The 26,925-nt window shown below is 67.0% G+C and carries 19 protein-coding genes and 12 tRNA genes; 20 read left to right on the top strand and 11 right to left on the bottom strand.

Features of this window, described 5'->3' with window-relative positions:
* Window positions 1-4: 4 nt before the first annotated feature.
* On the bottom strand, window positions 5-2,326 hold the full coding sequence (locus JWQ81_RS39200) for a hypothetical protein (RefSeq protein WP_297549869.1): 2,322 nt from the start codon (window positions 2,324-2,326) through the stop codon (window positions 5-7).
* Window positions 2,327-2,579: 253 nt separating this feature from the next.
* Here JWQ81_RS39200 and JWQ81_RS39195 point away from each other — a divergent pair, with 253 nt between their 5' ends.
* Complete coding sequence (locus JWQ81_RS39195) at window positions 2,580-3,197, top strand: sigma-70 family RNA polymerase sigma factor (RefSeq protein ID WP_297549867.1); 618 nt, start codon at window positions 2,580-2,582, stop codon at window positions 3,195-3,197.
* Window positions 3,198-3,298: 101 nt separating this feature from the next.
* On the opposite strand, the gene JWQ81_RS39190 is transcribed toward JWQ81_RS39195, so the two are convergent.
* The gene (locus JWQ81_RS39190; RefSeq protein ID WP_297549865.1) at window positions 3,299-4,273 is read right to left on the bottom strand and encodes an SEFIR domain-containing protein; all 975 of its coding nucleotides are present in this window, start codon (window positions 4,271-4,273) and stop codon (window positions 3,299-3,301) included.
* Between the two features lie 273 nt (window positions 4,274-4,546).
* Here JWQ81_RS39190 and JWQ81_RS39185 point away from each other — a divergent pair, with 273 nt between their 5' ends.
* The 4 genes from JWQ81_RS39185 (at window position 4,547) to JWQ81_RS39170 (ending at window position 10,593) form a co-directional block, all read left to right on the top strand.
* A complete protein-coding gene (locus JWQ81_RS39185; RefSeq protein WP_297549863.1) occupies window positions 4,547-5,140 on the top strand; it encodes a toll/interleukin-1 receptor domain-containing protein in 594 nt (197 codons plus the stop codon).
* Window positions 5,141-5,143: 3 nt separating this feature from the next.
* Window positions 5,144-6,790, top strand: coding sequence for a CATRA system-associated protein (locus JWQ81_RS39180; RefSeq protein ID WP_297549861.1), 1,647 nt, complete (start codon window positions 5,144-5,146; stop codon window positions 6,788-6,790).
* A 75-nt stretch (window positions 6,791-6,865) separates the two neighbouring features.
* Complete coding sequence (locus tag JWQ81_RS39175; RefSeq protein ID WP_297549860.1) at window positions 6,866-7,510, top strand: hypothetical protein; 645 nt, start codon at window positions 6,866-6,868, stop codon at window positions 7,508-7,510.
* On the top strand, window positions 7,510-10,593 hold the full coding sequence (locus tag JWQ81_RS39170; RefSeq protein ID WP_297549858.1) for a DUF87 domain-containing protein: 3,084 nt from the start codon (window positions 7,510-7,512) through the stop codon (window positions 10,591-10,593). Before JWQ81_RS39175 ends, JWQ81_RS39170 begins: the two co-directional genes overlap by 1 nt.
* A 10-nt stretch (window positions 10,594-10,603) precedes the next feature.
* Here the strand turns inward: JWQ81_RS39170 and JWQ81_RS39165 are convergent, their stop codons facing one another.
* From JWQ81_RS39165 to JWQ81_RS39150, 4 genes are all read right to left on the bottom strand, one after another.
* Window positions 10,604-11,368 carry a hypothetical protein gene (locus tag JWQ81_RS39165; protein WP_297549856.1) on the bottom strand — a complete coding sequence of 255 codons (765 nt, stop codon included), beginning with the start codon at window positions 11,366-11,368 and terminating at the stop codon, window positions 10,604-10,606.
* 315 nt (window positions 11,369-11,683) lie between these two features.
* Window positions 11,684-12,718, bottom strand: coding sequence for an ABC transporter substrate-binding protein (locus JWQ81_RS39160; RefSeq protein WP_297549854.1), 1,035 nt, complete (start codon window positions 12,716-12,718; stop codon window positions 11,684-11,686).
* 28 nt (window positions 12,719-12,746) lie between these two features.
* Window positions 12,747-13,739 (bottom strand): iron chelate uptake ABC transporter family permease subunit, encoded by a 993-nt coding sequence (locus JWQ81_RS39155; RefSeq protein WP_297549852.1) that lies wholly within the window; start codon window positions 13,737-13,739, stop codon window positions 12,747-12,749.
* Window positions 13,736-14,749: an iron chelate uptake ABC transporter family permease subunit gene (locus tag JWQ81_RS39150; protein ID WP_297549850.1), complete on the bottom strand. Its 1,014-nt coding sequence runs from the start codon at window positions 14,747-14,749 to the stop codon at window positions 13,736-13,738. The genes JWQ81_RS39155 and JWQ81_RS39150 overlap by 4 nt, the downstream gene beginning before the upstream one ends.
* Before the next feature lie 633 nt (window positions 14,750-15,382).
* Here JWQ81_RS39150 and JWQ81_RS39145 point away from each other — a divergent pair.
* From JWQ81_RS39145 to JWQ81_RS39100, 10 genes are all read left to right on the top strand, one after another.
* Window positions 15,383-15,455 (top strand) — tRNA-Arg (locus tag JWQ81_RS39145).
* A 1-nt stretch (window position 15,456) separates the two neighbouring features.
* Window positions 15,457-15,528: transfer RNA gene (locus JWQ81_RS39140), tRNA-Glu, on the top strand.
* Window positions 15,529-15,552: 24 nt separating this feature from the next.
* Window positions 15,553-15,625 (top strand) — tRNA-Asp (locus JWQ81_RS39135).
* Window positions 15,626-15,629: 4 nt separating this feature from the next.
* Window positions 15,630-15,703: transfer RNA gene (locus JWQ81_RS39130), tRNA-Leu, on the top strand.
* A gap of 15 nt (window positions 15,704-15,718) precedes the next feature.
* Window positions 15,719-15,795: transfer RNA gene (locus JWQ81_RS39125), tRNA-Thr, on the top strand.
* Window positions 15,796-15,832: 37 nt separating this feature from the next.
* Window positions 15,833-15,904: transfer RNA gene (locus JWQ81_RS39120), tRNA-Gln, on the top strand.
* Between the two features lie 4 nt (window positions 15,905-15,908).
* Window positions 15,909-15,994: transfer RNA gene (locus JWQ81_RS39115), tRNA-Leu, on the top strand.
* 12 nt (window positions 15,995-16,006) lie between these two features.
* Window positions 16,007-16,096: transfer RNA gene (locus tag JWQ81_RS39110), tRNA-Ser, on the top strand.
* Window positions 16,097-16,116: 20 nt separating this feature from the next.
* A tRNA-Lys gene (locus JWQ81_RS39105) sits at window positions 16,117-16,189 on the top strand.
* Window positions 16,190-16,219: 30 nt separating this feature from the next.
* Window positions 16,220-16,293 (top strand) — tRNA-Lys (locus tag JWQ81_RS39100).
* 84 nt (window positions 16,294-16,377) lie between these two features.
* Here the strand turns inward: JWQ81_RS39100 and JWQ81_RS39095 are convergent.
* Together JWQ81_RS39095 and JWQ81_RS39090 are read right to left on the bottom strand one after the other, a co-directional pair.
* Window positions 16,378-16,821, bottom strand: coding sequence for a VOC family protein (locus JWQ81_RS39095; RefSeq protein WP_297549848.1), 444 nt, complete (start codon window positions 16,819-16,821; stop codon window positions 16,378-16,380).
* A 93-nt stretch (window positions 16,822-16,914) separates the two neighbouring features.
* Window positions 16,915-17,622, bottom strand: coding sequence for a carboxymuconolactone decarboxylase family protein (locus JWQ81_RS39090; RefSeq protein ID WP_297549846.1), 708 nt, complete (start codon window positions 17,620-17,622; stop codon window positions 16,915-16,917).
* 99 nt (window positions 17,623-17,721) lie between these two features.
* Between JWQ81_RS39090 and JWQ81_RS39085 the strand changes: the two genes are divergently transcribed.
* The 3 genes from JWQ81_RS39085 (at window position 17,722) to JWQ81_RS39075 (ending at window position 18,549) form a co-directional block, all read left to right on the top strand.
* Window positions 17,722-18,339, top strand: a complete 618-nt coding sequence (locus tag JWQ81_RS39085; protein ID WP_297549844.1) for a TetR/AcrR family transcriptional regulator — start codon at window positions 17,722-17,724, stop codon at window positions 18,337-18,339.
* A 33-nt stretch (window positions 18,340-18,372) separates the two neighbouring features.
* A tRNA-Asn gene (locus JWQ81_RS39080) sits at window positions 18,373-18,445 on the top strand.
* A 31-nt stretch (window positions 18,446-18,476) separates the two neighbouring features.
* Window positions 18,477-18,549: transfer RNA gene (locus JWQ81_RS39075), tRNA-Val, on the top strand.
* A 359-nt stretch (window positions 18,550-18,908) separates the two neighbouring features.
* On the opposite strand, the gene JWQ81_RS39070 is transcribed toward JWQ81_RS39075, so the two are convergent.
* Together JWQ81_RS39070 and car are read right to left on the bottom strand one after the other, a co-directional pair.
* Window positions 18,909-19,271 (bottom strand): DNA polymerase ligase N-terminal domain-containing protein, encoded by a 363-nt coding sequence (locus tag JWQ81_RS39070; protein WP_297549842.1) that lies wholly within the window; start codon window positions 19,269-19,271, stop codon window positions 18,909-18,911.
* 76 nt (window positions 19,272-19,347) lie between these two features.
* The gene (car, locus tag JWQ81_RS39065; RefSeq protein ID WP_297549840.1) at window positions 19,348-22,851 is read right to left on the bottom strand and encodes a carboxylic acid reductase; all 3,504 of its coding nucleotides are present in this window, start codon (window positions 22,849-22,851) and stop codon (window positions 19,348-19,350) included.
* Between the two features lie 195 nt (window positions 22,852-23,046).
* Here car and JWQ81_RS39060 point away from each other — a divergent pair, with 195 nt between their 5' ends.
* Window positions 23,047-24,816, top strand: a complete 1,770-nt coding sequence (locus JWQ81_RS39060) for an endoglycosylceramidase (RefSeq protein WP_297549838.1) — start codon at window positions 23,047-23,049, stop codon at window positions 24,814-24,816.
* A 467-nt stretch (window positions 24,817-25,283) separates the two neighbouring features.
* Here the strand turns inward: JWQ81_RS39060 and JWQ81_RS39055 are convergent, their stop codons facing one another.
* Window positions 25,284-25,685 carry a VOC family protein gene (locus tag JWQ81_RS39055; protein ID WP_297549836.1) on the bottom strand — a complete coding sequence of 134 codons (402 nt, stop codon included), beginning with the start codon at window positions 25,683-25,685 and terminating at the stop codon, window positions 25,284-25,286.
* Window positions 25,686-25,800: 115 nt separating this feature from the next.
* On the opposite strand from JWQ81_RS39055, the gene JWQ81_RS39050 reads away from it, so the two are divergent.
* Window positions 25,801-26,841, top strand: a complete 1,041-nt coding sequence (locus JWQ81_RS39050) for an acyl-CoA dehydrogenase (RefSeq protein WP_297549834.1) — start codon at window positions 25,801-25,803, stop codon at window positions 26,839-26,841.
* Window positions 26,842-26,925: the final 84 nt, after the last annotated feature.

The raw sequence follows: 26,925 nt of genomic DNA, 5'->3' as shown, positions 1-26,925 counted from the left end.
GTGCTCACCCGGTCCGTGGCCAGACCAGTTCTTCGACAGTGAACAGCGCGGATACCACCGGATGGGGTAGCTGAACCAACCGCTTGGCGGCTAGCGCTTTCGCGGACAGGTCAGGGTGGATGGCCTCGTTCGCGGTGATGTCTTCCGCCGCGCTGTCGACCAGTTCGATCGCGCGTTGACGTGGGCCCCGGCCGCTGAACACGAGCGCGAGGCCGAGATCGACCCTGGTTTCAAGGGTTTCGGGATGGGTGCGGCCCAGTAGCCGCACCTGGGGTTCGAGGATGCTTTCGAGCAGATCGGCCTGGCGCCCGAACTCGTGCAGCTGGGCGAGGGCGAGTGCCATCCCGTGCCGGATCCGGTAGCACAGCCGGTGTTCCTCGCCGAGCACGCGGACAACGGTGCGCTCGGTCGCGCCCAGTACACCCAGCGCATGTCGTGGTTGCCCCAAGGCGAGGAGCGCGCGGTCGGCCAAGGCCGTGGCGGTCAGCGTCAGCGGATTCTCCGAACCGCAGCGCTTTTCGTAGGTTCTTTCCAGCTCCCGCAGTTCGGTAGCCCATCGCTCCTGGTCACTGGGGTTCGCCCGTAGGGCTTGCAGGTCAAGGGTGAGCATCGCGTCCGCGCGCACCAGTTCGGCCTCGGTGCACCGGAAATGATGTTCCCGGCCTTCGGCGCGGTAAGCCGCCACGAGCTCCGCCGCGACCTCGCGTGCGCGGCGCGGGTGCCCGCTGAACTGCAGGCTTCGGGCGTACTCGAGGCTTGCGGAAGGCGTCAGCTCGGCTCGCAGCGCGTCTGATGGTGAAGCTCGGAGTTCCGGCAGGGTCGCTTCGAGCAGGGTGACAGCCTCCGCGGGCCGGCCACGCAGCCGGCAAGCTCGTGCCATCGCCACCACCGCTCGCAGCCGCTCGCCGGCGTTCACCGGGCGCCTGCCGTCGTAGGCGAGCCGGACCATGTGGTCAGCGGCGGCATAGTCGCCGAGGCAGTCGAGTGCTTGAGCCGCGATCGACGCGGCCGCAGACCGGTCGGGCCCCTCGACGGCCAGTGTCGTCGCATGCCGGGCGTGTGTGATCGCCTCGTCGTAAAGCCCGCAGGCGATCTCGATTCGCGCGGCCGCGATGAAGTCCGCGGCGGCCGCGGCCGCGTCCGCGAGGATCATCGCGTAGATCTCACCAGCGGCGAATACGTCGCCCTGGTTCCGGTAGGCCGCCGCGATCGGGCGCAACAGCTCGATCCGGTGCGCGGTGGTGCGCTCGGTGACCGCCCGGGCGTGCTGGAGAAGGAAGCCGTGGCGATCTTCGCGGTCCTCGGACAGCCGACGTCGCAGGGCTTCCGCCGCAAGCTCGGGAAACTGGTCCGGCTCGAATTCGGCACCCGCCACCTCCGCCGCCAATGCCTGGATCTGCAGTCCGCCTTCCGTGCGTGTCGCGAACCCTCGTGACACGAGCTCCTGCACGGACTGTGCGAACTCGGCGATATCCGGGGACCCGAGTACTTCCCGGGCAAGTCCGGTCGGGAACGGCACGGGCGCGAGCACGCTCGCGAGCGTGCTCAGACGCCGCGCTCCCAGGTTGAGCCGGGTCATTACCTCCCGGATGGCCTGCGGTGCGGTGTCCGGCAGGGCGAGCACGCAGCCGTCGTCGAGGGGTCCAGGGTCGTTCTGGACGGTGAAAGCGTTGGCACGCAGGGTGAACGGATGTCCGCCGCAGCGTTTCACCAGCCGGACGATCGCGGCTCGCTCGGCTTCATTGACAGGTCTCCGCACTTCGCTGAACAGCCGGAGCCCTTCTTCCTCGGTCAACCCCGGCAGGTCCAGGGAGGTTGCGCCTCGCAGAGACAACTCACCCCGGCTCGTGATCAGCGTGAATACTTCGACGGACTGCAAGAGCAGGTGGTCCAGTATCACCGACGGGAGCCCTGCGGGCACGTCGTCGATGAGCAGAAGAACCTTCTTGCGCGCGATGGTGATCCGCTCGGCGAAGACGTCCCGCAACCGGCCGAGGTCCATTCCGGACACCTCGATGTCCAGGCGAGCGGAGATCGCGCGGGCCAGCGCCAGCTGGAACTGGGAAAGGAACTCCTCCGGCGCGTGGTGGCCGAACGGGCCGAGTCGGATCACTCCACCGGCGAACGCGTCGTGGAACAGGGCGGCGTACTGCTCGGCCAGCACGGTCTTGCCCGTGCCCGCCATACCCCGCAACACCACCACGGTCCGTGGCCGCGTTGCCGGAACCGGCGCGGTCGTGGGATGGAAAGCGTTGTGCACGGCCCAGAGTTCGCGATGGCGTCCGGTGATCGGTAACACGGACACGTCGTGCTGGGGATCCGTCATCTGCGTACTCCACTTCTTGCTGAACCGATCCGTTTCGGTAGCGACAGAATCGCTATCTGTCGCCATTCCGCTACAATTTTTGCTCCGCACGGCTAACTGTCCTGTATTTGACAAGTCTGGCGCGGCAACCGAGGAAATCCTGCGCGGATGAACTCCGGTTAATGGGCAAGACCTGGACAACAACCGATTATTCGGTACTTCGGTGGTAGTCACGGGAGATTATCAGGCATTCGGAACTCGAGTGTCGGAGGAGATGAAGATGAGCATCAGCAACGCCATCGCGAGTGGCAACGGCGGGGGAGGGCCGATGAGCAGGCAATCGCTCGACCCGCTGGTGGTGGCGGCCAAAACCGGTGACCCGGATGCGGTCGAGGCGCTGCTGCGAGTCGTCAAGCCCGCCATGTTGGGCTATTGCCGCGCGCGGATGGGCGGGCGCGATCTGACGTACCTCTCGGCTGAGGATGTCGTGCAGGATATTTGTGTCGCCGTGGTCAAGAGCCTGGCCGGCTATGAGGACCAAGGCGGATCCTTCGGCTACTTCGTGCGCGCGATCGCGGTCAACAAGGTGGCTGACGCCTACCGCACGGTAGCCAGGGACAAGTCAGGTCCGGTGCCGCACCTGCCGGAGACCGGGACGGCGCGCAACGAGCCCGAAGAGTACGTGCTGCAACTTGATCTCAGACTCCGGCTGAAGCAGTTCGTGTCGGCCTTGCCGCGGACCCAGCAGCAGGTGGTCACCCTGCGGACGATGGTCGGCATGAGCGCCGAGGAAACCGGTGCGGCACTGGGCATTTCCGCGGGCAACGTCCGGGTCAGGCACTATCGTGCGCTCCGGGCACTGCGCACGATGGTCGGGAGCGAGGACCTCTGAATCGGCCGTTGTGCACGATTCCGCGCCGGTATGCGAGGGGTGGATCGGATCCCGGGCGTGGAACTCGACTCCGTCAGCGTGGGACTCGCCGACAACAGTAGCTAGGAGAGCGTCGGATTGCCCCAGGCCAACTCTGGTCGCCTGCCGGCTTGCCCGCTGCTGGAGCGCCTTGTCGAGGCCGTCACGGCCGGGCGGTGCATCTCCAGGCGCAACTTCAGTGCACCGGTGACGTCGAGGTCGACTGTCGCCGGCTTGCCCGCCGCTACCGTGACATCCCGCTGCAGACGTCCATCGAGGTAGATCCGGAACTGCCCGACTTGGAAGGGCTCGGTCGCGTCGTCCAGGACTCCGGCCACCGCTGTCAGCCGCGCATATGCTCCTTTGAGGTCTATCTCGATGAAGCCCTGTACCTGTGCTGCGGCCGACTTCGGCCGCAGCACGATGCTGTCCGTGTAGAGCACGTTGTCGATCCACGCCGTGCTGGGGCGGACATGAGGATCGCTGTCCAACCAGTTCAACCCCTTCGCCAGAAGCACCTGCGACGAGGCCGACGTGTCGTCGGTTGCGCCTAGCCACCGGCCACGCTCGGGCATCGGGTGCGGGCCCTGTCCGGTGATCGCGGCCAGCAGTCCCGACACCCCGGCATCGGTAAACGCGGCGATGTCGAACCTGGTGGTGGAATAGGGATTCAGGAACTCCGGGATGTCCTCGACCGAACCTCCCGGCAGGACGACCGGTAGCACTCTTCCGGTCTGCTCGTCGAGGTTGCGGGTCAGGTGGTTCCGGATGATCGCCGCCTCGAACTGCGCTCCCCGTCCCTCATGTGGCTCGGCCTCACCGTCGGCTCGGCGCTTGTACTCGGGGGAGGCGACGACCACGATGAAGTCCGCCTTGGTCAGATGCTTGATCGCCCAGAGAGACCAGTCGATGCGCTTGTTGTCGTGCCACCGGTCCAGATGGACGTCGAGGCCGATCCGGGCCCGCAGGAACGTCGCGAACTTGAGCACGAGGGCCTTGTGTTCCGGTGAATCGTGCGAATAGGTGACGAACACCCATGGTGCCTCGTGATCGGACATCGGTACTCCTCGGCTGCGCTGATCCCTATTTTCGGGTATCGGAATTCTCGGTGATATAACGGGGTGATGCGTCATTTGTCACGAGCTTGTCGCCCTTCTGTCGTCTTTCCCGTCACTTGCCTGACAGTGTTCGCTCGGATCTTCCCGGCGGTTGACCCATTTGGCGCAGTGGTCGGGAAGTGTCCAGCTTTTGTCTTTATTTTGCACCTGTTTCGGGGCGGCCTTGTCGATCTAGCATCGGGGCTGTCCGATCACCGGTTTCCCGAAGGAGCGATGGCACGCGTGTACGAGTACGACGTGTTCATCAGCTACCAACGCGACGGCAACACCGTGCCCGCGTGGGTTCGGACCCACTTCTACCCGCGACTGCGGGACCTGTTGGACGACAACGTCGACTACCAGGTGAAGATCTTCCTCGACGAGAAGATCACCGTGGGCAGTAAATGGCCACAGGAGTCGCTGAACGCTCTGCAACGGGCCCGGATTCTTGTTCCGGTCTGTTCGCCGAAATATTTTCTCGACGAGTGGTGCCTCGCTGAATGGCACTCCATGCGGGAACGGGAGAAGCTCGTGGACATGGCGTCGCGGGAGAATCCGCAGGGGCTGATCTACCCGGTGATCTTCAGTGATTCCCTGAACTTTCCGGGCTACGCGCGTGAACGGAAGATGCGGAGTTTCAAGAACTGGAACCAGCCCTATCCGCAGTACCAGACCACCGTCGAATACCACGATTTCCATCGCGAGGTGGGACAGATGGCGGAAGAGTTGGTGGAGATCATCGCCGGGGCACCCGACTGGCAGCCGGACTGGCCGGTGCTGACCCCGTTGCCCGACCCGCCCAGGCATTCGAAACTGCCGAGGTTCTGACCTATGCCCGGAACCGTGGTCACGTTCTACTCCTACAAGGGCGGTGTTGGCCGGAGTTTCACGCTGGCCAACACCGCTGTCCTGCTGGCGCGCTGGGGCCACCGGGTGCTGTGCGTCGACTGGGATCTGGAAGCCCCGGGCCTGGACGCGTACTTCAGGCCGATGATGAGCGTCGCTCCCGTCAGTGGCGTGGTGGACCTGATCGACGACTTCCTCGCCGGCACGACCTACCCCGCTCCCCACATCACCCGGCTGACCGGGATGGGGAAGCTTGATCTCATCGCGGCGGGTCGCGCCGACGAGCACTACGCGGGCAGAGTCCAGGAAATCAACTGGGAACTGCTGTACGAGAAGGGTTTCGGCGACTACCTCGAACTGTGCCGTGCGCAGTGGACGGCCGAATACGACTACGTCCTGCTCGACAGCCGCACCGGTATCTCCGATATCGGCGGCATCTGCACCGCCCACCTCCCGGACCGCCTCGTCGTCCTGTTCACCGCCAACATGCAGAGCCTGGAGGGAGCGGTCGATATCGCCCAGCGTGCCAACGCGGCCCGTGACCGCATGCCCTATGACCGTCCACAGTTGGCAGTTCTGCCGGTGCTGTCCAGGTTCGACGCTCGCGAGGAGTACGCCCGCGCGGAGGAGTGGCGGCGCATCTGTCTCGAAGCGACCAAGGGCTTGTTCGGCAACTGGCTCGACCGCGAAGTTCCGGCCGAGCTGATGGCACGGCACCTGACGCTGCCCTACGTCTCCTATTGGAGTTTCGGCGAGCAGCTCCCGGTTCGGTCCGAGGCCAGCCCGTCAGCCGACCAGATCAGCTTCGCGCTGGAGACGGTGGCGGCGGTGATCGCTCATCACTTCGACCGCACCGACCTGCTGGCGGAGAACCGCGACGCCTACGTCAGCGCCGTACGGACGGAAAAGCGCACGTTCAGCCACGACGTCCGGGTGAGCACCCCTCGGTCGACCTTGGCCGACGCGACCGAGCTGATCGAACACCTCAACCAACTCGGTGTCCGAGCTGAGCTTTCGCTGTCCGGCGAACGGTCTTTGCTGAACCGGACCGAGGACGGCATGAAGCACCTGTGCCTGGTCGTCGACGGCGAGGTGAGCCGGTGGCAGGCCGCGGAGGTGGAGCTGTTCCTGCACCGGACCGTCGGCCAGGATCGCCGGGTCATCCCGGTACTCACTGCCGAGACGAAGCCCAACAGCCTGCCGGGCTACGTCGGCAACCTGCGCTATCTGCGGTTCAGGCCCTCACATGGTCCCGTCGAGGTGGCGCGTGACCTGTTCGAACAGCTCAACGGCGTCACCGCGCTCCTGGACACCGGTGAGATCGACCTGGTGGAGGTGCTGGGGCGAACCACCCGTACCACGCTGCGCCCGCTGCTGTGGGAGTTGGTGCACGACCTCGTCGGCGCGCTGCAAACCGCCGTCGGCGCGGGAGATGAGGTACGGGCCAAGGAACTCGCGGCAGACCTGGAGCTGGCGATCAGACCCCGCTCCAGCGACGGCGAGCAGAACCATAGGACAACCGTGCCACCGGCCACCCGCCTCGCGATCGACTGGGCCGTGCGGATCCTCGAGGTCCGCGTACAAGGTTCAGGCGGCACTCGGGACGGGTTCACCGGGCGGCTCCCCGAGTAAGCCCAGGCCGGTTTTTGCGAACGACCTCCGGCCGCGATCCCGCGGTCACGGACCCACGGTGCGGAAGGATTTCGGATGACGGATCAACTGGGACACAAGCAGACCGCCGCCCTGCTCACGTTGATGGCACTCGCGCGCGAAGTGTCCAATCCGGAGCTGGAGGGCATCGCGCGCTTCAAGCTTGACGGTAAGGAACGCAACCAGTTGAACAAGCTGAACCTGGTGGCCAGCGAGTTCCGGAAACGACCGGAGACGGGGCGCAAGTGCTATTTCCACGTGCTGACCGACAGCGGGTGGGCCTGGTGCGAGGAAGAGTTGCACACGGGTGAACTGTCGGCGCCGTACGGCAGCCTCGGCGCGGCACTGTACGTCGTTCTCGGTGGAATCCACAGGCACCTGCGCCGCGAAAACCTTCGCCCTCTCGACTTGTTCCTGCCCGACGTCGAGGTGACCGTCGACGAGATCGAAAGCCGGATCCGCACCGCGTACCGCAAACTGGCTCGGTCGCCGGGCGATTGGGTGGGGCTGGTGGATCTGCGCCGGATGCTTGGTGACGCGCCCACTGCGGACGTCGACGCGGTGCTGAAGGAGCTGAGCCGCACTCGTCAGGTGCACTTGGTTCCGGAGTCCAACCGCAAGACGCTCACCCCCGACGACCACAGCGCGGCCATCCGCATCGGCGGTGAGGACAGTCATCTGCTCTCGATCGAGGTGGCGTGATGGAATCCTTGGCAGCGTTGGCCGCGCTGCGTTTCGACTGGGCCGACACCCCCGACCACGTCTGGCGGGACTCGCCGTATCACGTGGACGGCCTGCACACCGACGTCGCAGCCGAGATCGACAAGGGCATCCGGGATGCCGCGGCCAGTGACGGCCCGAGCCCGATCGGCCTGGTCCTGCAGGGCCAGAAGGGGGTCGGCAAGACCCACCTGCTCGGCCTGGTCCGGCGCCAGACCCACCGCGCCCGCGGGTACTTCTTCCTTGACGACCTCCTGGCGGGCGACGCCTTCTGGGAGAACACGGCCGATGCGCTGCGTCAGGGTTTCTCCCGGCTGGACGAGTCCGGGGCCTCACAGCTCACGAGTTTTCTCCGGAGAGTGTGCCTGCGCGTCGGACTCGATGCCGAGATCACCGCCCACGTCCTCGGCAGGAAGGGTCTCACGCGTGAGGACGTCGACGCGTTCGTCGACGGACTGCGGACCCTCGATCGGCAAATCGCGAGCGAGAGCGCGGACACCGCGCGGGCTTTGGTGCTCTACGCCTCGGAAACCGCAGGAACCGGCTACATCGGCGAGGACTATCTCGGCGGGTTCGAAGAGTCTAAGTCGGGCGATCGGGCGAAGTGGGGGATCCGGCCGAAGCCGAAGTCCGCGCGCACCCAGGTGCGGGACATCACCCGGCTGCTGGCGCTGACCGGGCCAGTGGTGATCGGCGTCGACCAGCTCGACACCCTCATCGCCCAATCCGCCCTGCAGGGAAAGCACCACGGGCACACCGAGGACGACGACCTGCTCGTGGCTCAGATCGCCGACGGACTGATGCGGCTGCGCGAGGTAACCCACCGTACGGTGACGGTGCTCGCGTGCCTGCCCGGCACCTGGACACAGATCAAGACCAAAGCGGCCGACACGGTCTCCGACCGCTTCCATGAATCGTTGTTTCTCGGCCGGGTCACCGATGCGGCCCTCGGACGAGCTCTTGTCGAGAAGCGGCTTGGCGTGGCATACAGCGCGATGGGTTTCGTACCGCCGTACTCGACGTGGCCGGTCGCGGCGTCGGCTTTCGAAGGGACGTGGGATGAATGGACACCCCGCGAGCTCCAGAGGCGCATCGGCGCTCACATCGACAGCTGCCTACGCGCCGGACAGGTCCGCGAGCTGACGACCTTCGACGATCATGGGCCTCGCCCGGTCGAAACACCGCAGCTCGCGCCCAAGCCCGACCGGTTCACCGAACTCGACAAGCGGTTCGAAGAGCTGCGGTCGGCGGCCGACTCCGTCAAGCTGCTCGACAAGGCGGCCGAGGACACGGTGATGCCCAAACTCCTGTCCGCGGCGCTGCGGGCCTGGATCACCGAAGTCGGCGACGACAATATGGAATGGACCTGCGACCCACCGGCCGGACGGAACGAACTCCACGCCTCACTGACCCGCACCGTCGACGAGGCCTCCGATCTGAAGGAGCACTGGGCTTTCCGAGCGATCATCGCTCCGCACCATCTCGCCGTGCTGCACCGTTTTCGCAAAGCCCGGTCGGCTGCCGGGTTACGGCAGGGCGCGGACAACCGGCACCTGATCCTGATGCGCAACTCGTCATGGTCACCAGGAGTCAAGACACAGGCCGAGCTGAAGGCGTTCGAAGCCGCCGGGGGGCAACGGCTGAAGCTCTCCGAATCGGACGTGCGCACCTTCTGGGCACTGGAGGAGATGCTGGCGACGGGAGGTACGGAACTTCACCAGTGGCTGGTCGAGCGGCGGCCCGCCGGCGGGTCTGACTTGTTGTCGTCCGTGCTGCCCGTGGTCACCCCGGGGCAGCACAGCGGCGGCGGGACCCACCCGCCGCCGGCCGAGGATGAGATCACCCTCGGCATCGTGGACAGCACGGGGGAGCCGTTGCGGCTCGAACTGTCGGCGCTGCGCAAGCACGCCGCGTTGTTCGCCGGGTCGGGCTCCGGTAAGACAGTCCTGCTCAGGCGGATCGTGGAGGAGTGCGCCCTGCAGGGGGTCTCGGCGATCGTGCTGGACCCGAACAACGACCTCGCCCGGCTCGGTGACGCCTGGCCTGATCCCCCCGCGGCGTGGGGGCCGGATGACGCTCAGCTCGCGAAGCGGTACCTGGCCGAGACGGACGTCGTTGTCTGGACTCCTGGCCGCGCCACCGGCCGCCCGCTGGCTTTCCGGCCGTTGCCCGATTTCGCGGGTGTCCTCGATGACGAGGATGAGTTCGGCGCCGCCGTCGAGGTGGCGGTGGCGACGCTCGCTCCCCAGGTCAGGCTCAGGGGGAGCACTGTGAAGGCCAACATCGGCCTGGCGGTCTTGCGGCAGGCCGTCATCCACCACGCCCACACCGGGTCACGCAGCCTGCCCGCACTCATCGACGTCCTGTCCGATCTGCCCGAGGGCGTCAGCACGCTCAACGACAGCAGGCGCGTCGCCGCCGACCTCGCTGAGGCGCTCAAGGCCGCGATGGTCAACGACCCGCTCTTCGCCGGCGGCGGTGAACCCGTCGATCCGGGCACCTTGCTCACACCTGCTGCCGGCAAACGCGCCAGAGTCTCCGTCATCAGTTTTGTCGGCCTGCCCGCGGAGGAACAGCGGCAGAACTTCGTCAACCAGCTGCAGATGGAACTTTTCGCCTGGATCAAGCGAAATCCCGCCGGCGACCGTCCGCTGGGTGCCCTCTTCGTGATGGACGAAGCCCAGACCCTTGCCGCCTCCGGCCCGCTCACCGCCAGCACCCGCAGCACCATCGTGCTGGCTTCCCAGGCACGGAAGTACGGTCTCGGCCTGCTCTTCGCCACTCAAGCGCCGAAGGGCTTGCACAACCAGATAGTCGGCAACGCCATGACGCAGTTCTTCGGACGCCTCAACAGCCCCGCCCAGATCGCCGCCGCGAACGAGTTGGCCAGGGCCAAGGGCAGCACGGTCGCCGACATCTCGCGGCTCGAACGCGCTCAGTTCTATGTGGCCGGCGAAAACTTCGAGTTCCGACGGATCACCGCGCCGCTGTGCCTGAGCAACCACCCCGCCAGCCCGCTCCGCGTCGAGGAGGTGCTCGACCGCGCCCGCGATGTAGACGAGTAAGAGCCGTTGCTCAATCTCTGACCCGGAACGGCTGCTCGCAGGCATCACACCGGACACCGGCCAGTTCGAACACCGAAAGCGCGAACCTGCCGAGGCGAGGTTTCGGACACCCGCACACAACCACGATGTAGTTGTCGCCCCCGCGGTGCGCTCCACGTCCGTCCACCGCGCCCAGTTTCGGCGGTCGCGGGGGTTCGGTCGGGGATTGCTCCGCATCGTCGGGGTCCGCGGTGGGGGAGACCGGCGGGTAGTGGGCGCGCTCGATCACCTCGGCTTCGGTGTGTCGCCAGACCGTCAGCGCCTTTTCGAGTTGCACGAGTTCACGACGGTAGGCCGTGACAGTGCTGTCCATCGGCGTGGTGGCCGACCAGCCGATGCGGGGCGCCTGGGTAGTGGTGAGGCCCATTTCGTAGGCGAGCTGCTGGAATCGCTTGTTGTGGTAGCGCCCGTCGCTGACGTCGTCGATGTCACGGGTGACCGCAAGGCCGTGTGCCGCCTCGTGGAGCGTGGTGCCCAGGATCTCCGCCGGACTGCGACGCAACCCTTCCGCGCCGAGAAAGAACTCGGCACGCGGTTCGTGCCCCTCGCCGACGTGCCAACGAGAACGGGCGAAGTGGCCGTAGATCTCGTTGGTGGCACCCGATGTTCCGGAGGCGAGTACGAGTATCGCCTCCGGAACATCGGGATGCCGCCGCCGGATCTCCGCCCACATCACCTCGACGGCATGCATCACCTGAGTCGTCGGCCCCAGTTCCACCGTTTCGGTTACAGGCACTTACTCAGTGTATCGTAGAGTTACCGAGTAAGCGGTAAGTCAGATCAAGGCAAGACGGTGTCAGGGGAGGGGATTTCAAGGCCCTGGTCGATGAGCCAGCCGATGAGGGCGTGCGTGTCGACGTTGATCGTCGTGAAGTGGGCCTCCAACGGCAGTTCGTTGTTGGTGACCTCGTGCGGTTCGTAGATCCTGGTGGTGACGTCGTTGCCGTCGCCGCGACCGCAACTCGACGGCGAGTTGCGGTCGCTTAGAAACTAAGACACCCCGCAAAAGCGCAAAAGTGGGAAGCCGGTGACAGGCGGGCCGGCGGGCGCTTTACCCCTGACCGGTCAGCCGCTGTTGCAGGACGGTGAGCACCGCGCGGGCGGCGGTAGGACCGGTGTTGAGGTAGAACACGTCGTCGTCGACCGCGACGGCGTGGTTTGCGGCGACGGCACCGAGGGTCGGCCAGAGCGGTGCGCTTGCCATCGACTTCGCCGCGTCTCCACTTTGGACGGCATAGAAGATCCAGTCCGCGTCGGCCTGGTCGAGCTGTTCGGAGCTGATGTCCTGCGAGGTGCCCTTGAACTGCTGGGTTTGCGGGCGCCGGAGACCGGCGTCATCGGCGACGCTGCCGGTGAAGGACTCGACGCCGAACATGCGCAGCCGGTCGCCGTTCTTGCGCAGGAACGACACAGTGAGCGGGCTTTTCGTGGTGCCGCCGAGCCCGGCGGCGTCCTGCTGGAACTTGTCGAGCACCTGACGGGCCTGCGCGGTCTTTCCGACGGCGTCGGCGACGAGCAGGAAGTCCTGCTTCCAGTAGAGCCCGGTGCCCTGGGTCGCGACCGTCGGCGCGAGCTTGCTGAGGTTGGCGTAGAGCGTCTTGTTGTCCTTGCCGGTGATGTTCATCAGGATCAGGTCCGGCTTGAGGTTCGCGATGGCCTCGATGCTTGGGCTCAACCGGCTGCCGACATCCGCGACCTTCGCCAGCGCGTCGCGCTGCTGGGGAAAAGCGTTGATCAGGTAGCGGGGGACAAGCTCGGCGCCGTCGCCCCGCGTCGAGCCGGTGGGGACGATGCCGAGGGTGAGCAGCGCGTCTGCCTGGCCGGTCGAAACGACGACCACTTTGGCCGGTGCCGCGGCGATGGTGGAGCTTCCGGCGAAGTGCTTGACCGTGCGCGGGAACACGCTGTCGGCTACGCCGCTGCCCATCCCGGCCGGGATATCGCGCGGCGCGACGTGCGCGGCGGGTGCCGTCGTCCCGGGTGGGGTGCCGGGTGGGGTGGTGGGCGGGGTGGCCGCGCACCCGGTCAGCAGGAGGGCGAGGCAGGCGCCCCAGATGGCGGTTCGCTTCGGCAGACGGGTCATCATCGTGGCTCTCTTTCGGAGGGGTGGGGATTCAAGCGGGCCGTCGCCCGATCAACCAGGTGAGGTAGGCGCCGCCGAGTACGCCGGCGACGAGTCCGACGGGGATCTGGAATGGCGCGAGGGCTCGTTGCGACACCAGGTCCGCCGTGGTCAGCAGCAGCGCGCCGGTGCAGCCTGCCGCGAGGAACGGGGGCGCGAGCGAGTGCGTGATGCGGCGGCCGAGCTGAGGTGCGGCCAGTGCGAGGAAACCGACCGGCCCGGACACGGAGACGGCCGCGCCGGTGAGGGCGACGCCGAGCAGTGCGGCCGAGACCCGCATCCCGGCGACGCGGACCCCGAGGCCCTGCGCGATCTCGTCGCCCATCTCCAGCACACGCAGCGGTGGCGTGAGGAAGGCGAGGAGGATCAGCAACGCCGGCAGCGCCACGGCGAGCACGAGCACGGGTGGCCAGGTGATGCCGTTGAGACTGCCGAACAGCCAGAGTTTCGCGGCTTCGGCGCGGTCCTGATCGGCGCGGGTGAGCAGGAAGTCGTTGATCGACGCCAGCATCGCGCCGATCGCGATGCCGACGACGATGAGCCGCTCGCCGCGCAGCTTTGCCCCGGAGCTGAGCGCGAGCACGACGACGGCGGTCAGCAACCCTCCGGCAACGGCGCCGATCACGACCTGGGTACCGCCCAGCCCGGCGACGAGCAGCGCGATGAGGGCACCGGACGCCGACCCGGTGGTGAAGCCGATCACGTCGGGGCTGCCGAGCTGATTGCGGGAGATGCTCTGGAACACAGCACCGGCTACGCCGAGCGCGGCGCCGACGAGCAGGCCGGCAACGGCTCGCGGCAGGCGCTGACCAAGCACGATGAACCGGTCGGTCCCGCTGCCCGCACCGCCGAAGACGTCAAGGACGCCGGAGAGGCCGAGGTGGTAGTCACCCAGGAACAGACTGGCGGCGGCGATCACGACGGCGACCAGTAGCACCGCGAGGCTGATGGCGGCCGAACGCCGGCGGGTGCCCGGCGGGGTCACCGCGCGCTCCTGCGGCGAAGCACCGCAGCGAGCAGGAACGGCGCACCCACGAACGCGGTGACGATGCCGAGCTCGAGTTCGCCAGGGGGCGCGACGAGCCGGCCGATCAGATCACTCGCCAGCAGCAGCACCGGGCCGGCCAGGAGTGCGTGCGGCACGAGCGCCCGCACGTCGGGGCCGACCCGCCAGCGCAGGACCTGGGGGACCGCCAGACCGACGAAGGCGACTGGGCCTGCGGCCGCGGTGGCGGCCCCGCTGGCCAGGATCACGGCGGCGAACGCCAGCCCCCGGGCCCAGGCGAGGCGCACCCCGAGCGAGACCCCGAGCTCGTCGCCGAGGGCGAGCGCGTTGAGGGACCGGCTCATCACCGCGGCGAGAGCCAAGGCGACCAGTGAGAAAGGCAGGACCGCCACGAGCACATCCAGGCCGCGGTCGGCCAGCGCGCCCACCACCCAGAAGCGGTAGGAGTCGAAGGTGTTCGAGTCGAACAGGGTGATGATGCCGGTGGCCGCGCTCAAGCTGGCCGACAACGCCGCCCCGGCGAGCACCAGGCGGACCCGATCGCTCCCGCCGCCCCGTCCCACGAGTTGCACCACGATCGCGGACGCGCCCGCGCCGGCGAAGGCGAACCACACGTAGCCCGCGGCCGAGCTGACGCCGAAGACTGAGATCCCCAGCACGACGGCGAGCGCCGCGCCGGAGTTCACGCCCAGCAGGCCCGGCTCGGCCAGCCGGTTGCGGGTGAGCGACTGCATGACGACCCCGGCGACGGCGAGATCCGCGCCCACGACGACGGCCAGCACGGTGCGCGGGAACCGCAGCTTCCAGACGATGATCGACGCGGCGGAGCCGTCGGGCGCGAACACTGCGTGCCACACCTGTCCCAGCGGCAGTGTCTGGGATCCCAGCGCCAGGCTGGCGAACAGCAGCCCGACCAGCAGGGCGACCAGAACCAAGACGCCGGTCACCGTACGCAGGCCGTGTCGTCGTCGCGCGACGGGTACCAGCATCGTTCCTCATCCGTGTGATTAGCCTAGGCTAAGCTAACCACACGGATGACCGACGCGAGCCAGGGCGGTCCGTGCTGGGCCCGAGGTACAGGCGAGTCCGGCTTCTCACTACCGCGACGCTCCTTCGGAACCACTATTGGTGACCCCGAATCAGGTCACCGGCGGAAAGGTAAGAAATACGATTGACCTTCCCGGCAAGTTGGGCAATGATAAATTCACCCAGTCAAGCGGAGGAGTGATCATGACGAATATGCGAAAGCGGAGGACGCAGCACCAGCATCTGGTCGCCGCGCTCGCCGCCTCATGCTCGTCGAATGATCAGCGGAAAGCCTTCTCCTGTCGCGAACAGGTCCTTCTGGACTGCGCAGGCTCCCCACCATGACGTAGACCTCGTCATGTCACGGGAGCCGCCCATCGGGAAACCGATCCGGGCGGCTTTCTCTATTCAGCGCACCCAAAACAATTATCATTGATTGACGCTGCCCATTTCCTGGGTGGTGATGTTCATTGACATCTACACAGTGGAACAGACATTTACTCACTGCTCGTTCCGGTCGCGTCCGCCGCGGCAGGGACGAGCAGTGGGGTCCGGCCGTGCTCATCGGCGCGGCCGGACTCCACTCTCATCACTTCGCCCCTGTAGCTCAGCGGACAGAGCACCGGCTTCCTAAGCCGTCGCGCGCAGGTTCGACTCCTGCTGGGGGCACAGCGCGTTGGTCTAACGGAAGGACGCCGGGTTTTCACCCCGGACGCCGCGGGTTCGACTCCCGTACGCGCTACGACACCGCCAGGAAACACCAGATGCTCACGTGGCCCAGTGGCGACGGCAGCTCCTTGTCGAGGAGACGATCGCGGGTTCGAGTCCCGTCGTGAGCGCAACGCGGCTCTAGCCCAACAGGTAGAGGCAACTGGTCGAGGGCCAGTCCAGTCGGGGTTCGACTCCCCGGAGCCGTACGCAGTATCCATCCTGCCTCTCGAGCTCAACCGGCCCGAGCACCCGTCTCGTAAACGGGAGGAACTGGGTTCGACTCCCAGGAGAGGCTCCATCGGCTCCGCGCCCGCGGTGCCGATGCCCCTTCTCGATCCCGGTTGGTGTAATCGGCAGCACCACGGATTTTGGATCCGTTTGCCCAGGTTCGAGCCCTGGACCGGGAGCCCGGCCCCTGTGGCGAAACACGGCAGACGCACGCGGCTCAAAACCGGGCACCCGCACCGGGTATGCAGGTTCGACTCCTGCCAGGGGCACACGAAGAACAGGGAGGATTGGCCGAGCCCGGAAAGGCAACCGTCTCGAAAACGGTGGTCGGCGTGATGAGCGCCGCGCAGGTTCGAATCCTGCATCCTCCGCTGCCGCACCGCGGCGCAACGGGTCGTTGGCTCAATTGGTAGAGCGGCCGATTCTTAATCGGTAGGTTCGGGGTTCGAGTCCCCGACGACCCACGTACACCCGGCACAGACTCTCGTCCGCACGGGCCGCTAGCTCAATTGCGTAGAGCAGCCGGCTTTTAACCGGCGTGTTCGGGGTTCGAGTCCCCGGCGGCCCACAAATCGACCTCAAGAACCCCAGAGTCATCACGCCACCACTCGCACGCCACGACCGGCCGACAACCAGTCAGCGGCTGTCGGCGTCAGTTGATGTCGAACTCGTTGCCCTCCGGGTCCTTCATCCCGACCGCGTAGTGGTCGAGCCCTTCCTCGGCTAGGGCGCCGGAGATGGTGGCGCCGAGGCCGGCCAGTCGGTTGGCCTCGGCGTCGACGCGCTGCCGGCGGTTCTCGATCGGGTCGGTCCGCGCGCCGCTGGCGTGGATGTCGAGGTGCAACCGGTTCTTGACCACCTTGGGGTCCTGGACCGAGTTGAACCAGATGCTCGGGCCGTTGCTCTCCGGGTCGCTGATCCGGTCCACGCCATCGCCCAGGTCCTCTTCGGGTACCCCGAGGTCGCGGTAGTAGTCGTTCCAGGTGGCGAAGCCGGACGGCGGCGGCGCGAGCCGATAGCCCAGCGCGGCGGCCCAGAAGCGGGCCAAGAGGTCCGGGTCGGCGCAGTCGATCACCAACTGGTAGCGGACGGGCATCGAGGTTCCTCTCGCAGGTAACGCGGGGTGCGGTTCGTATTGTGTCGCATCCGGCCCACGACGTGTCACGACCCGAACCCCGCGGCTCTGTTGTCAGCCGACCTCGGCGAGAAGGGAGTTGAGTGCCTGCCAGCCGTGCCATGCCCTGGTCACGCCGAACTGGGCATTGAAACGAAGGGCGGCCCGCACATCCTCGGGTGAAGCGCCGGCGCGCAGAGCCCGGCCGACGTGCGCCCGGAACGTATCTCCCAAAGTCTGGTAGTGCACGTCGATGCTCAGGCTCGCGAAGCCGCGCTCCCGCTCGGAAAGCGTTTCGGGACCGTGGCCGGACCGCATCCGTGACTGCAGGTCGAAGTACTCCAGGAAATGCGGGTCCAGCTCGCTTAGCGAGCCCCGGACCGCGTCCGGCAGCGGGCTCGGCGCGGCGCCGGGCCCGGTCTCCAGCAGGTTTTCGGCCAGGGGCTCGACCTCCTCGTAGGACAGGCCTTGCGCCGCCTCGAACTCGGCCAGTCTTTCGAAACCGGCCGTGGCTGCGGGATACCCGCAGTCGTACGAAATGAAGCGCACCAGTGCGCGAACGTCCGAAGTGGACACACCCCGATCCAAGCCGGCCCGCAGGTGCGCCTCGAACGCGAGCCCGAGGCTCGGCTGGCAGACGTCCGCTACTACGCACAGGAACGTCTTCTCGCGGTCGGACAGCTCGGGAATCGCGCGGGCGTGTCGGGCGGTGGCACCGACCATCTGGGCGAACACCGGGTCGAGCGCGGCCAGTCGCTCGAGGTTGGTCGTAGCAGTCGTCACGGTTGACTCCTTAGGAGTGAACGATCATCGCACTACACCTGTAGTGCGAATGAAGCTACACCTGTAGTGCGATTGCTGTCCAGCTACACTCGGCAGGCCATGGAAACCAGTCCCTCACCCCGGCGCCGCCCCAACACCCGAGGGCAGGGCGAACTGCTGCGCGAGGACATCGTTTCGGCCGCCGTGCGGATGCTCGACGAGCTCGCCGACGACGAGGCCCTGTCCCTGCGCGCCGTCGCGCGCGAAGTGTCAATTGCCGCCACGTCGGTCTACCTGCACTTCGCCGATCGCGACGCGCTGGTGCTGGCCGCCATGCGCCACTGTCACGAGGAGTTGGTCCAGGCGGGCGACGATGCCGAGGCGGCGCATGAGGGGGACCCTGCGGCCCAGCTGCTCGGGCGCCTTCTGGCGCAGCTCGCCTGGGCGGAGGCCCACCCTGGCCTCTACAAGGTGCTGCACGAGAGCAAGGTCCACCGGCGGCTCGGCATGCCGTTCAAGGAAGTGCTGGTCCAGCGCACGACGGCAGCCATCCAGCGGTGCATGGACGCGGGCATTGCCCCGGACGACGACGCGACAACCGTCGCGATCGACCTCCGCGCCGCCGTGAACGGCATGCTTTCCCAGCGCATCAACGAACCCGGCCTGCACTGGCCGCACGCGGCCAAGCAGGTCGACCGGTTCCTCACCAGGCTGGTCGGTCTGCCGCCACGGCCGTGATCGCCCGGGGACGAACCGCGCACGTTTGATCATTCCCCTGAGGTGCAACAGGCTGCGCACCCGACTGTTAATCGGGAGGTACCTGGTTCGAGTCCAGGCGGGGGAGCACAGCACAAACGGCATTTCGCCGGAGGAAACGTCCTGTAGCTCACTGGCAGAGCGCCCGCCCGACGCGCGGGAGGCCGCGAGGTTCGATTCCCGCCAGGACGACAAGGAAGCTCATCTCAGCGCCCCCTGCCGGGCAGTTGATCGTGGCAGTGACCGCCGGACTTGATGATCATTTCAGAGTCTGAAGTGGATCGTGAGGCTGTGTCAATTTCCTGCAAGGAAGTACGCACTTCTGGTCACCTACTGCGAAAAGTCACACCCGGACGGGATCTTGACGCGCGTGGCCCGGCGGCCACCCGGACCTCATGACTCCGGGGTCCCTGGTTCGACACCAGGACGCGCGACCACGACCTACTCCACCGGGAATCCGGGTTCGACTGCCGGGTGGGTCTCCACCATGTCCGCTCCACTGTGCCGAGCACGGCATCAGGAGGTAGGAACCGCTCAAGGAGCCACGCCGCTCAGCCACCCGAAGGCGGTTGCTCGACGGTTCGGCGCAGGAGCCAGTCCCGGTCGGTCCGGATGAGCGCGTACCGGACCGAACCCGCTCGGCCGTGCAGGGTGAAGAGCATCCGGCGGTCCGTGCGGTCGTGCTCCTCCCACCAGCCGATGTCGGCGATGGACTTGTCGGCGTCCTCGTAGGTGAGGTGGTCGAGGTCATGATCGGGAACAGCGACGGCCAACCGGTGGTGCCGGCTGTCCGGTGGCAGTCCGCGGGGAACCGCCCACGACCGCAGCACCCCGTCTTCCTCCAGGCGGAGGTCGAAGTGGTGCCGCGGGCGGTCGTGTTCGTGCAGCACGAATGCCGGTCGGTGCGGGTTCACGGCTGGTCCAGTCCGTCGGTTGCCTCGATCTTGCCCCATGTCCATCGGGAGGCACGGGTCAACGGCGGCGTTCCGCTCAGACGAGGCCGAGCTCCTGGAGGTCCGTGGCGTATTTGCGGATGAGCGCCGCCGAAATATGCGGGATGTCCTTGTCGGGGCCGACGCCCGCTTCCTGCACCGCGGCGCGGAACCGGTCGGTGGGGATGCCGGCTCCGGGTACCGGTTCGGCGGGCTGGGCGAATGCGTGCAGGAGGGGGAGCAGCGAACGTTGCTTCTGCTTTTCCGGCAGGGCCCGGACGGCGGTCTCGAAGCGGGTGAACCACTCGGCGTAGTCGTCGATCCGGTGGATAGGGTACCCGGCTTCGTTCAGCCAGTCGACGAAGACATCGAGGGAGATGCCGTCGTCATGGGGGTTGAGGACGTTGAAGGTCCGGTACCCCTCGTCATTCTGGTTGCCCAACGTGGTGATGGCGTCCGCGGTGAAGTCGGCCGGCAGCCCGTCGTAGTGGGCGGCCACGTCGCCGCCGGGTAGATAGAACGACGCCGGCGCGACGCCGGTGGCGATGAGGCTGAGCAGCAAGCGCGTGAACATATCGGGCACGTTCAACTGCCCGGTGTACTGGCTGTGGGCGAGGATCATGTCCGACCGGAAGGTCGCCACGGGTAGGCCGCACAGGTCGTGCGCTTGCCGGAGCAGGACTTCGCCGGCCCACTTGCTTGTGGCGTAACCGTTCGCGTAGCTCTCGTCGAGTTCCCGGGCCGGGCTGGTGACCCGGATGTCGGAGTCCTCGTCGTCCGACGATGCCTGTGCGAAGACGACGGCGACGGTCGAGAGGTAGGTGATCGGCTTGAGCCGGGTGGTGAGCGCCAGCCGGATCAGCTCGGCGGTGCCGACGACGTTGGGGCCGAACAGCTGGTCATAGGGCAGGACGTGGTTGACCAGCGCGGCCGGGTGCACGATCACGTCGACGGTGTCGGCCAGCCGCTGCCACGTGGGTTCGTCCAGTCCGAGTGCCGGGTCACCGATGTCACCCGCGAGCACTTCCAGGTGCTGCGCGGCCAGCTCCCGGAAATGGCGGAGCAGTTCGGGGTCGCCACTGTCGAATGCCTCGTCGAGGCGCTGGCGAGCCGCTTCGGCGGTGCTGCCGCGGACGATACAGACCAGCTTGCCGTCCACCCGCGCGAGCCGTTCCAACCATTCCAGACACAGGAAGCGCCCGAGGTAGCCGTTGGCGCCGGTCAGCAGGACGGTCCGCACGGAACCGCCGGGGCGGGGCAGCGTCGTCGCGGTGGCGAGGGTGCCGCTGTCAATGAACTTGTCCAACGTCAGATCCGTGGCCAGTGCCCGTGTGCTGCTCGCGCCGTGCACTGTCGTGAACGTGGGCCGCTCCGAACCGGACTCCAGCGCCTTTTCGACGTACTCCGCCAGCCGCCCCAGGTTGTTGGCGCGGCTGATGATCACCCCCACCGGGACCTCGACCCCGAAGATCTCTTTGAGCAGGGTGGAGAACGAGAGCGCGGACAGGGAGTCGCCGCCCAGGTCCATGAAGTGGGTGTCGGGGCTCAGCGGGCTGCCCGAGGCACTCAGCACCGCCCGGGTGGCGCGGACGACGGTTTCGTGCACCGGCCGGTCGCGGCTGCCGAGGCGCAACGCGCGCAGCTCCGAGGTCTCCCGGTCGGCGAGCTCGTCGTACCGCTGTTCCAGCCGTTCGCCGTAGTGCTCCTTCAGCTTGGGCGGCAACAGTTTCCGGATCCCGGACAGCAGGCCGTTCTCGGCGCTGAACGGCACGGTCTCGACGAGGATGTCCCGCGGGATCTCGTAGGAGTTGAGGTCCGCGTCTTTGGCCGTCCGCTGCAGGGACTCGAGCAGCGCCTGCTTGACGTCGGTGCGGCCGAGCGCCTCCGGTGTGGGGACGACCACCGCGAGCAGGTACGCGCGCTCACTGTTCCCGTAGAGATAGATCTGCCGGATCAGCGGGCTGCTCGCGAAGACGGCTTCCAGGCGGGAAATGGCCACGAACTCGCCTTGGGACAGCTTCAGCACGTTCTTGCTGCGGTCGACGTAGACGAGCTCGTCCGGGCCGATCTCGGCCATGATGTCGCCGGTGCGGTAGAAGCCGTCCTGGTCGAACACCTCGGCGGTGGCGTCGGGCCGCTTGAAGTAGCCGGGAACCATGGTCCGCGACTTGAGCACGAGTTCACCGCGGGGATAGGGCGAGTCCGTGGCGAAGTAGCTCAACTCAGGGACGTCGACGAGTTTGTAGTCGAGCACCCGCGGCCGCGCCACCTTCCGGTCGATCAGCACAGCGCCCGCCTCCGTCGAGCCGTAGCCGTCGTGCAGCGGGAGTTCCAGGCAGGACTCGACGAACGCCGCCATCTCGGCCGAGAGCGGTGCGGACCCGCTGCCCACCCAGAGGAGGCGGCCGCCGAGGAACTTCTCACGCAGGTCCGCCTTCACCTCGGCCTCGAGCCCAGCGCCGTGCCCTCGGCGATCCAGCTCGCTCTGGTAGTGCTGGAACAGCATGTCGCAGATCCGTGGCACCAGCATCAGCTCGGTAGGGCGGATGATGGCGATGTCCTCGAAAAGGGTGGACAGGTCGCTGCGGGCGACGAAGTACGCCGTGCCGCCGTCGGCGAGCGTGCCGAGCAGGATCGCGCGGCCGACGACGTGACTCAGCGGCATGTAGTTGACCTCGATCACCGGCCATCCCGTCTTTTCCGGCCAGAATCCTTGCCACAGCTCGCCGACGAGCCTGTCGGTGTACATTGCGCCCTTGGGGGAGCCGGTGCTGCCGGAGGTGTAGATCAACAGCGACAGGCGTTCCTCGGCCGGGTCGGCGGAGAACTCCGGGGCAGGCGGCAGGTCCTTCCCTCGGTCGAGCACCGCGGCCAGCGAGTCCACGACGACGTCGCTCCCGGACTCGGCGAGGCGCCGGATCGCGGCCTCGAACCGTTCGCGCTGGTCGTCGACCTCCGGGTGGTAGTCGAACACGGTCAGGCGCCGCACCGACTCGCTGTCCGCGACCAGTTCGACGGCTGTTTCGAGGTTCTCCACGCTCGTGGCGAAGACGCGCGGCGCGGTTTCGGCGATGATCGGCCTCAGGTGACTGACGGTGGCACCTGCCTGCAGGGGCACGGAGACCGCGCCGATCCGGACGCAAGCCAGGTCGATCGTCGCGTAGTCGGTGCTGCTGAACCCGAGGATGGCCACGAACTTGCCGTCCCGCAGCGGGTTCCGGGCATCGTGGTACCAGTCGGCCGTGATAGCGCCGACCCGTTCCCACAGCTCGCCATAGCTGATCGTGTCGAACCGCGGCAGCAACCGCAGAACCGTACGTCCCGTCTCCGGATCCGTCGTCAGTTCCTTGGCCCGCTCGCCGAGCGCGGGCCGGTCCGCGTACGCCGTCATGACCGTGGCCACGAGCTCCGTCAGCGGCAAGCCGGGGCGTCGGATCGCGGCGCTGACCGACTCGAGCGGCCGCGCGTCGCGAGCCTGCTGGTCGCGGGCGTACAGCTCGGCGAGGAGGCGTTGCTGCTGAACGTCCGAGCCGGCGGTTTCGGACCTTGAACCAGTAGCCATGATCAACCTTCCAGTGGCTTGTCAGGCAGCGCATAACAAAACAAGGAGTCTGATCATGCAACTTAGCAGCGCGGTGGCCTATTTTTGGGGAGTGTGGTGATCATCATCGTCTCCTTGTGCGGCGAGGTGCCCTTGACGCCTTGTGGTCACCTGGCTACGGTCGCGGATTGAAACCGTTTCATGTTTGGGGGCTTGATGAGATCGCTCCTGGTTCTCCTCGTCGCGGTGACGATGACCTGCGGCTTCGTCTCTACGGCGGTGGCCGACGACGTCCAAGCGCGCGAAATCACCGTGCGCGGGTCTTCTTTGGCCGACGGATTCGGCCGCGAGGTCGTGCTTCGCGGCTTCGATGTATCCGGGGAAGCGAAGCTCGCGGAGAACGGCTTCCTGCCGTTCGCCAATGCCGCCGACGCACGTAAGTCCGCCCAGGCGATGCGCAGTCTGACCGGCGCGAACGCCGTGCGCTTCCCGCTTTCCTGGGCGGGCGCGGAACCGGTCCGGGGACAGTTGGACGCCGGGTACCTGACCGCGCTGACCGACCAGCTGAAGGCGTTCCTGGACGAAGGCGTCACGGTGCTGCCGGACTACCACCAGGACCTGTACTCGCGCTATTTGTTCAGCGCGGACAGCTGGTACAGCGGCGACGGCGCGCCGAAGTGGGTGGTCGCCGCGGGCAACTACGCGCACGAGAGCTGCGGGATCTGCGTCCACTGGGGACAGAACATCACCCAGAACTCCGTGGTGCAGAACGCCACGAGCGACTTCTGGCACAACGCGCACGGTGTGCAGGACGAGTTCTTCAGCCAGGCCACCGAAACGATGAACCACCTGCGTACCCACCTGAGCGCCGCGGAGTTCGCCGGGATCGCGGGGATGGACCCGTACAACGAGCCCTACGCGGGGCGCTACGACTCATCCCAGGACAGCCGGTCCTGGGAGCAGAACGTGCTCTGGTCGTTCTTCCAGCGGTTCCGCCAGGCCATGGACACCGCCGGCTGGCCGGACAAGCCGGCGTTCGTCGAGCCGAACATGTTCTGGAACGCCAACATCTCCTTCGAGAAGCAGACCGGCGGCCTCCTCGACGTCGGCGCGGCCGGGTCCCGCTATGTGTTCAACACGCACTTCTACGACCAGCTCGCGCAGTCCGGTGTGTTGATGCCCGGCAAGGCGGGTGACGGCCAGTACGCCGGCGACTTCGGCGCGGTGCGGGATCGGGCGGCGGCGCTGGGCACGGCCGCGATCGTCACCGAGTTCGGCCCGCCGATGACCGGCTTCACCTCGGACAAGACGCCCACGGTGGACAAGGCGATGTACCAGGCACTGGACTCCCGGCTCTCCGGTGCGACCTGGTGGACCCACGCGTCGGTCTCGGGGCCGGTGCTGTCGGGAATGCAGTGGCAGTGGGACATCTACAGCGGTCAGCACCACGAGCTGATGAACGACAACCCGCAGAAGGTGCTCACCACCGGGGATGGCTGGAACGGGGAGGACTACTCGGCCGCAGTAACCGAGGCGGGCAGAACCATGCAGCTGCGCCAGGACGCGCGTCTGCTCGATCGGCTCTATCCAGCCGCCGTGGCCGGGCACACGCTCGCCTTCACCTACGAGGACCGCTTGCGCGACGGCAGCCAGACGCTCACCTGGAATCAGGTGCCGTCCACCATGCCGGCCGTGGCGAACCTGGTCGGCACCGGGCGCTACGGCGTGTTGGTGTGGCAGGGCGCCGATTTGGCTGCCCCAACGGAACTGCACATCCCGGCCGACCTGTCCGCCACGGTGGTCACCGACCTCGACCCGGCAGCGATTTCCCGTTCCGGTGACCGGCTGCGGCTGGCTGCCACGCCCGGTCTGCACTACGCGCTGATCGCCGAGCCGTCCACCCCTCCGACCGGGGCCCAGCTGGCCGCAGCGCGGACCGAACTCGCCACCTGGGTCCCCACGGTCCTCGCCGGAAGCCCCCGATAAGGCACTCTTCTACAAAGTGGGTCTTCGGTCGTATGCGTCGGCGGAAACGTTCCAGTTCGCGAAGAACGAGAAGAACTCAAAAAGTGGCGGAATTGGACGAGCTCAGCAGTTGATTGCTTTGTCCTGCAACGAGATTCGGAAACTCTGGGCGACCCTGACCAGAACCAGCAACGCTGAAGCGCATAACCGGCGGTCCACAGGGCTTTGCTCCAGGTGCGCGACTCCTCGGTTTTCCGGGCGGACGGGAATCCGTCAGGCCCGGCCGGGACGTGGGCGTTCAGCCAATTCCGGAGCACGGCCCGGAATGTACGCCGGTCCTCGTAGTCGCCAAGCCGCGTGGCCGCCACCGTACTGTCGGCCATGCCCGGCCGGATAGTGCTCGGCAGCGACCGGGGAGAAATGCGCGCAAAGCTTGCCGATGTGCGGGTGGCCTGCCACCATGCCCGCACTGGGCGGTTTCGGATCGGTTACGCCCCGGCCCGGGGCTGGTACGAGCCGAAACTCCAGTGGTTGCCTTCGAAGTCGCGGGCCGCGTATTCCCGCGAGCCGTAGTCGGTGTTCTCCAGCGCCCGGGTGATCTCGGCGCCGGCGGCCTCCGCCTGTGCCGCGTGGGCCGCGACGTCCTCGACATAAACGTAGATCGAATGCCGTGTTGTCATCGGGTCGGGTTCGTTGTCCTTGCCGAGCGAATCGCGGGCCGTCGCGAACATCACGATGCCCGGGCCTAGTGACATCTGCGCGTGGTTCACCGTGCCGTCGTCTCCGCGAACGACGAAGTTCTCTTTGAAACCAAAAGCTTTCGCTAGCCACTCCAGTGCCTTGCCCGCGTCCGCGTACCGCAGTACCGGATAAATGTTCGGGTCGGACATCATCGCACCTCGCTGTTTCGGCCCCGTTTCGTGGGGCGCCAGCGTATCGCGGGCGCGGTCTGGCTCGCCCGGCGAATGGTCACCACGCCGGCCGCTCGGCGGTAACCTGACCGCCATGACCGGTCACGAGATTCCTGGCGACGTACTCACGGTGGCGGATACCATCGCCGAGCAGGTGCTGTTTCCGGCGGCTCAGGCGGTGGACGAGTCCGGGACGATCCCGCCCGGACACTTCGACCTGCTCGCCGATCAGGGCTTCTACGGACTGGCCGCACCCGAGGCGCTGGGCGGCCTCGGGTGCGGCTTCCCGGCCGCGTGCGCGGTCGTCGAAACCCTGGCCGCGGGCTGCCTGTGTACCACGTTCGTGTGGCTGCAACACCACGGCTTGGTGCTGCAGCTGGCTTACGGAAAGTCCCACCGGCTACGCGACGAATGGCTGCCGCAGCTCGTGTCCGGCCGGCGGCGGGCTGGTGTCGCGCTGGCCGGCACGCTGCCCGGGCCGCCCGTCCTGGTGGCCGAACCGGCCGCGGACGGATACGTCCTCACCGGAAACGCCCCGTGGGTGACCGGATGGGGCATGGTCGACGTGCTGGCGGTGGCCGCCCGTGACGGCGACAACCTCGTCTGGGTGCTGGTGGACGCGAAGGAGTCAGACACCCTCAAGATCGACCCGCTGCGCATAGTAGCCGTTTCTGCGAGCAACACTGTGGTCGCGGAGTTCACCGGGCACCCGGTGCCGGCGGACCGCGTGATCAGCAGCCAGCCGTATGCCGAGTGGGCCCGAGGTGACGCGGGCGGCCTGCGGATGAACGGCTCGCTCTCGCTCGGCTTGACCCGGCGTTGCCTCTCGCTGCTGGGTCCCAGCCCACTGGACGCCGAATTCGCCGCCGCCCGCGACCGGCTGGACACCGCGGAAGGCGACGGCCTGTTCGTCGCCCGCGCGCAGGCCTCGGCGCTGGCCCAGCGCGCTGCGACCGCGCTGGTGGCCGGCACCGGCAGCCAGGCGGTCCTGCTCGGCCGGGACGCCCAGCGGCTCGCCCGGGAAGCGATGTTCCTGCTGGTGTTCGGGTCCCGGCCGGGCATCAAGCAGGCCCTGCTCCCGATGCTGACCGGTGCGCGCGGAGATAGCTCCGCTATTCCTCGATCATTGACTTAAACCATATTTTCACTGTGACGAAACGATAGCTTGAAGAGCCTGTTTCCCATCGCCCCGGAGTGGCGAAGAATGTCGGTTGTGCCA

Origin of the sequence: Amycolatopsis sp., from assembly GCF_025464955.1 — a bacterium.
In the GTDB taxonomy this organism is placed as follows: Bacteria; Actinomycetota; Actinomycetes; order Mycobacteriales; family Pseudonocardiaceae; genus Amycolatopsis.
This window is presented reverse-complemented; position numbering and strand designations above follow the sequence as displayed.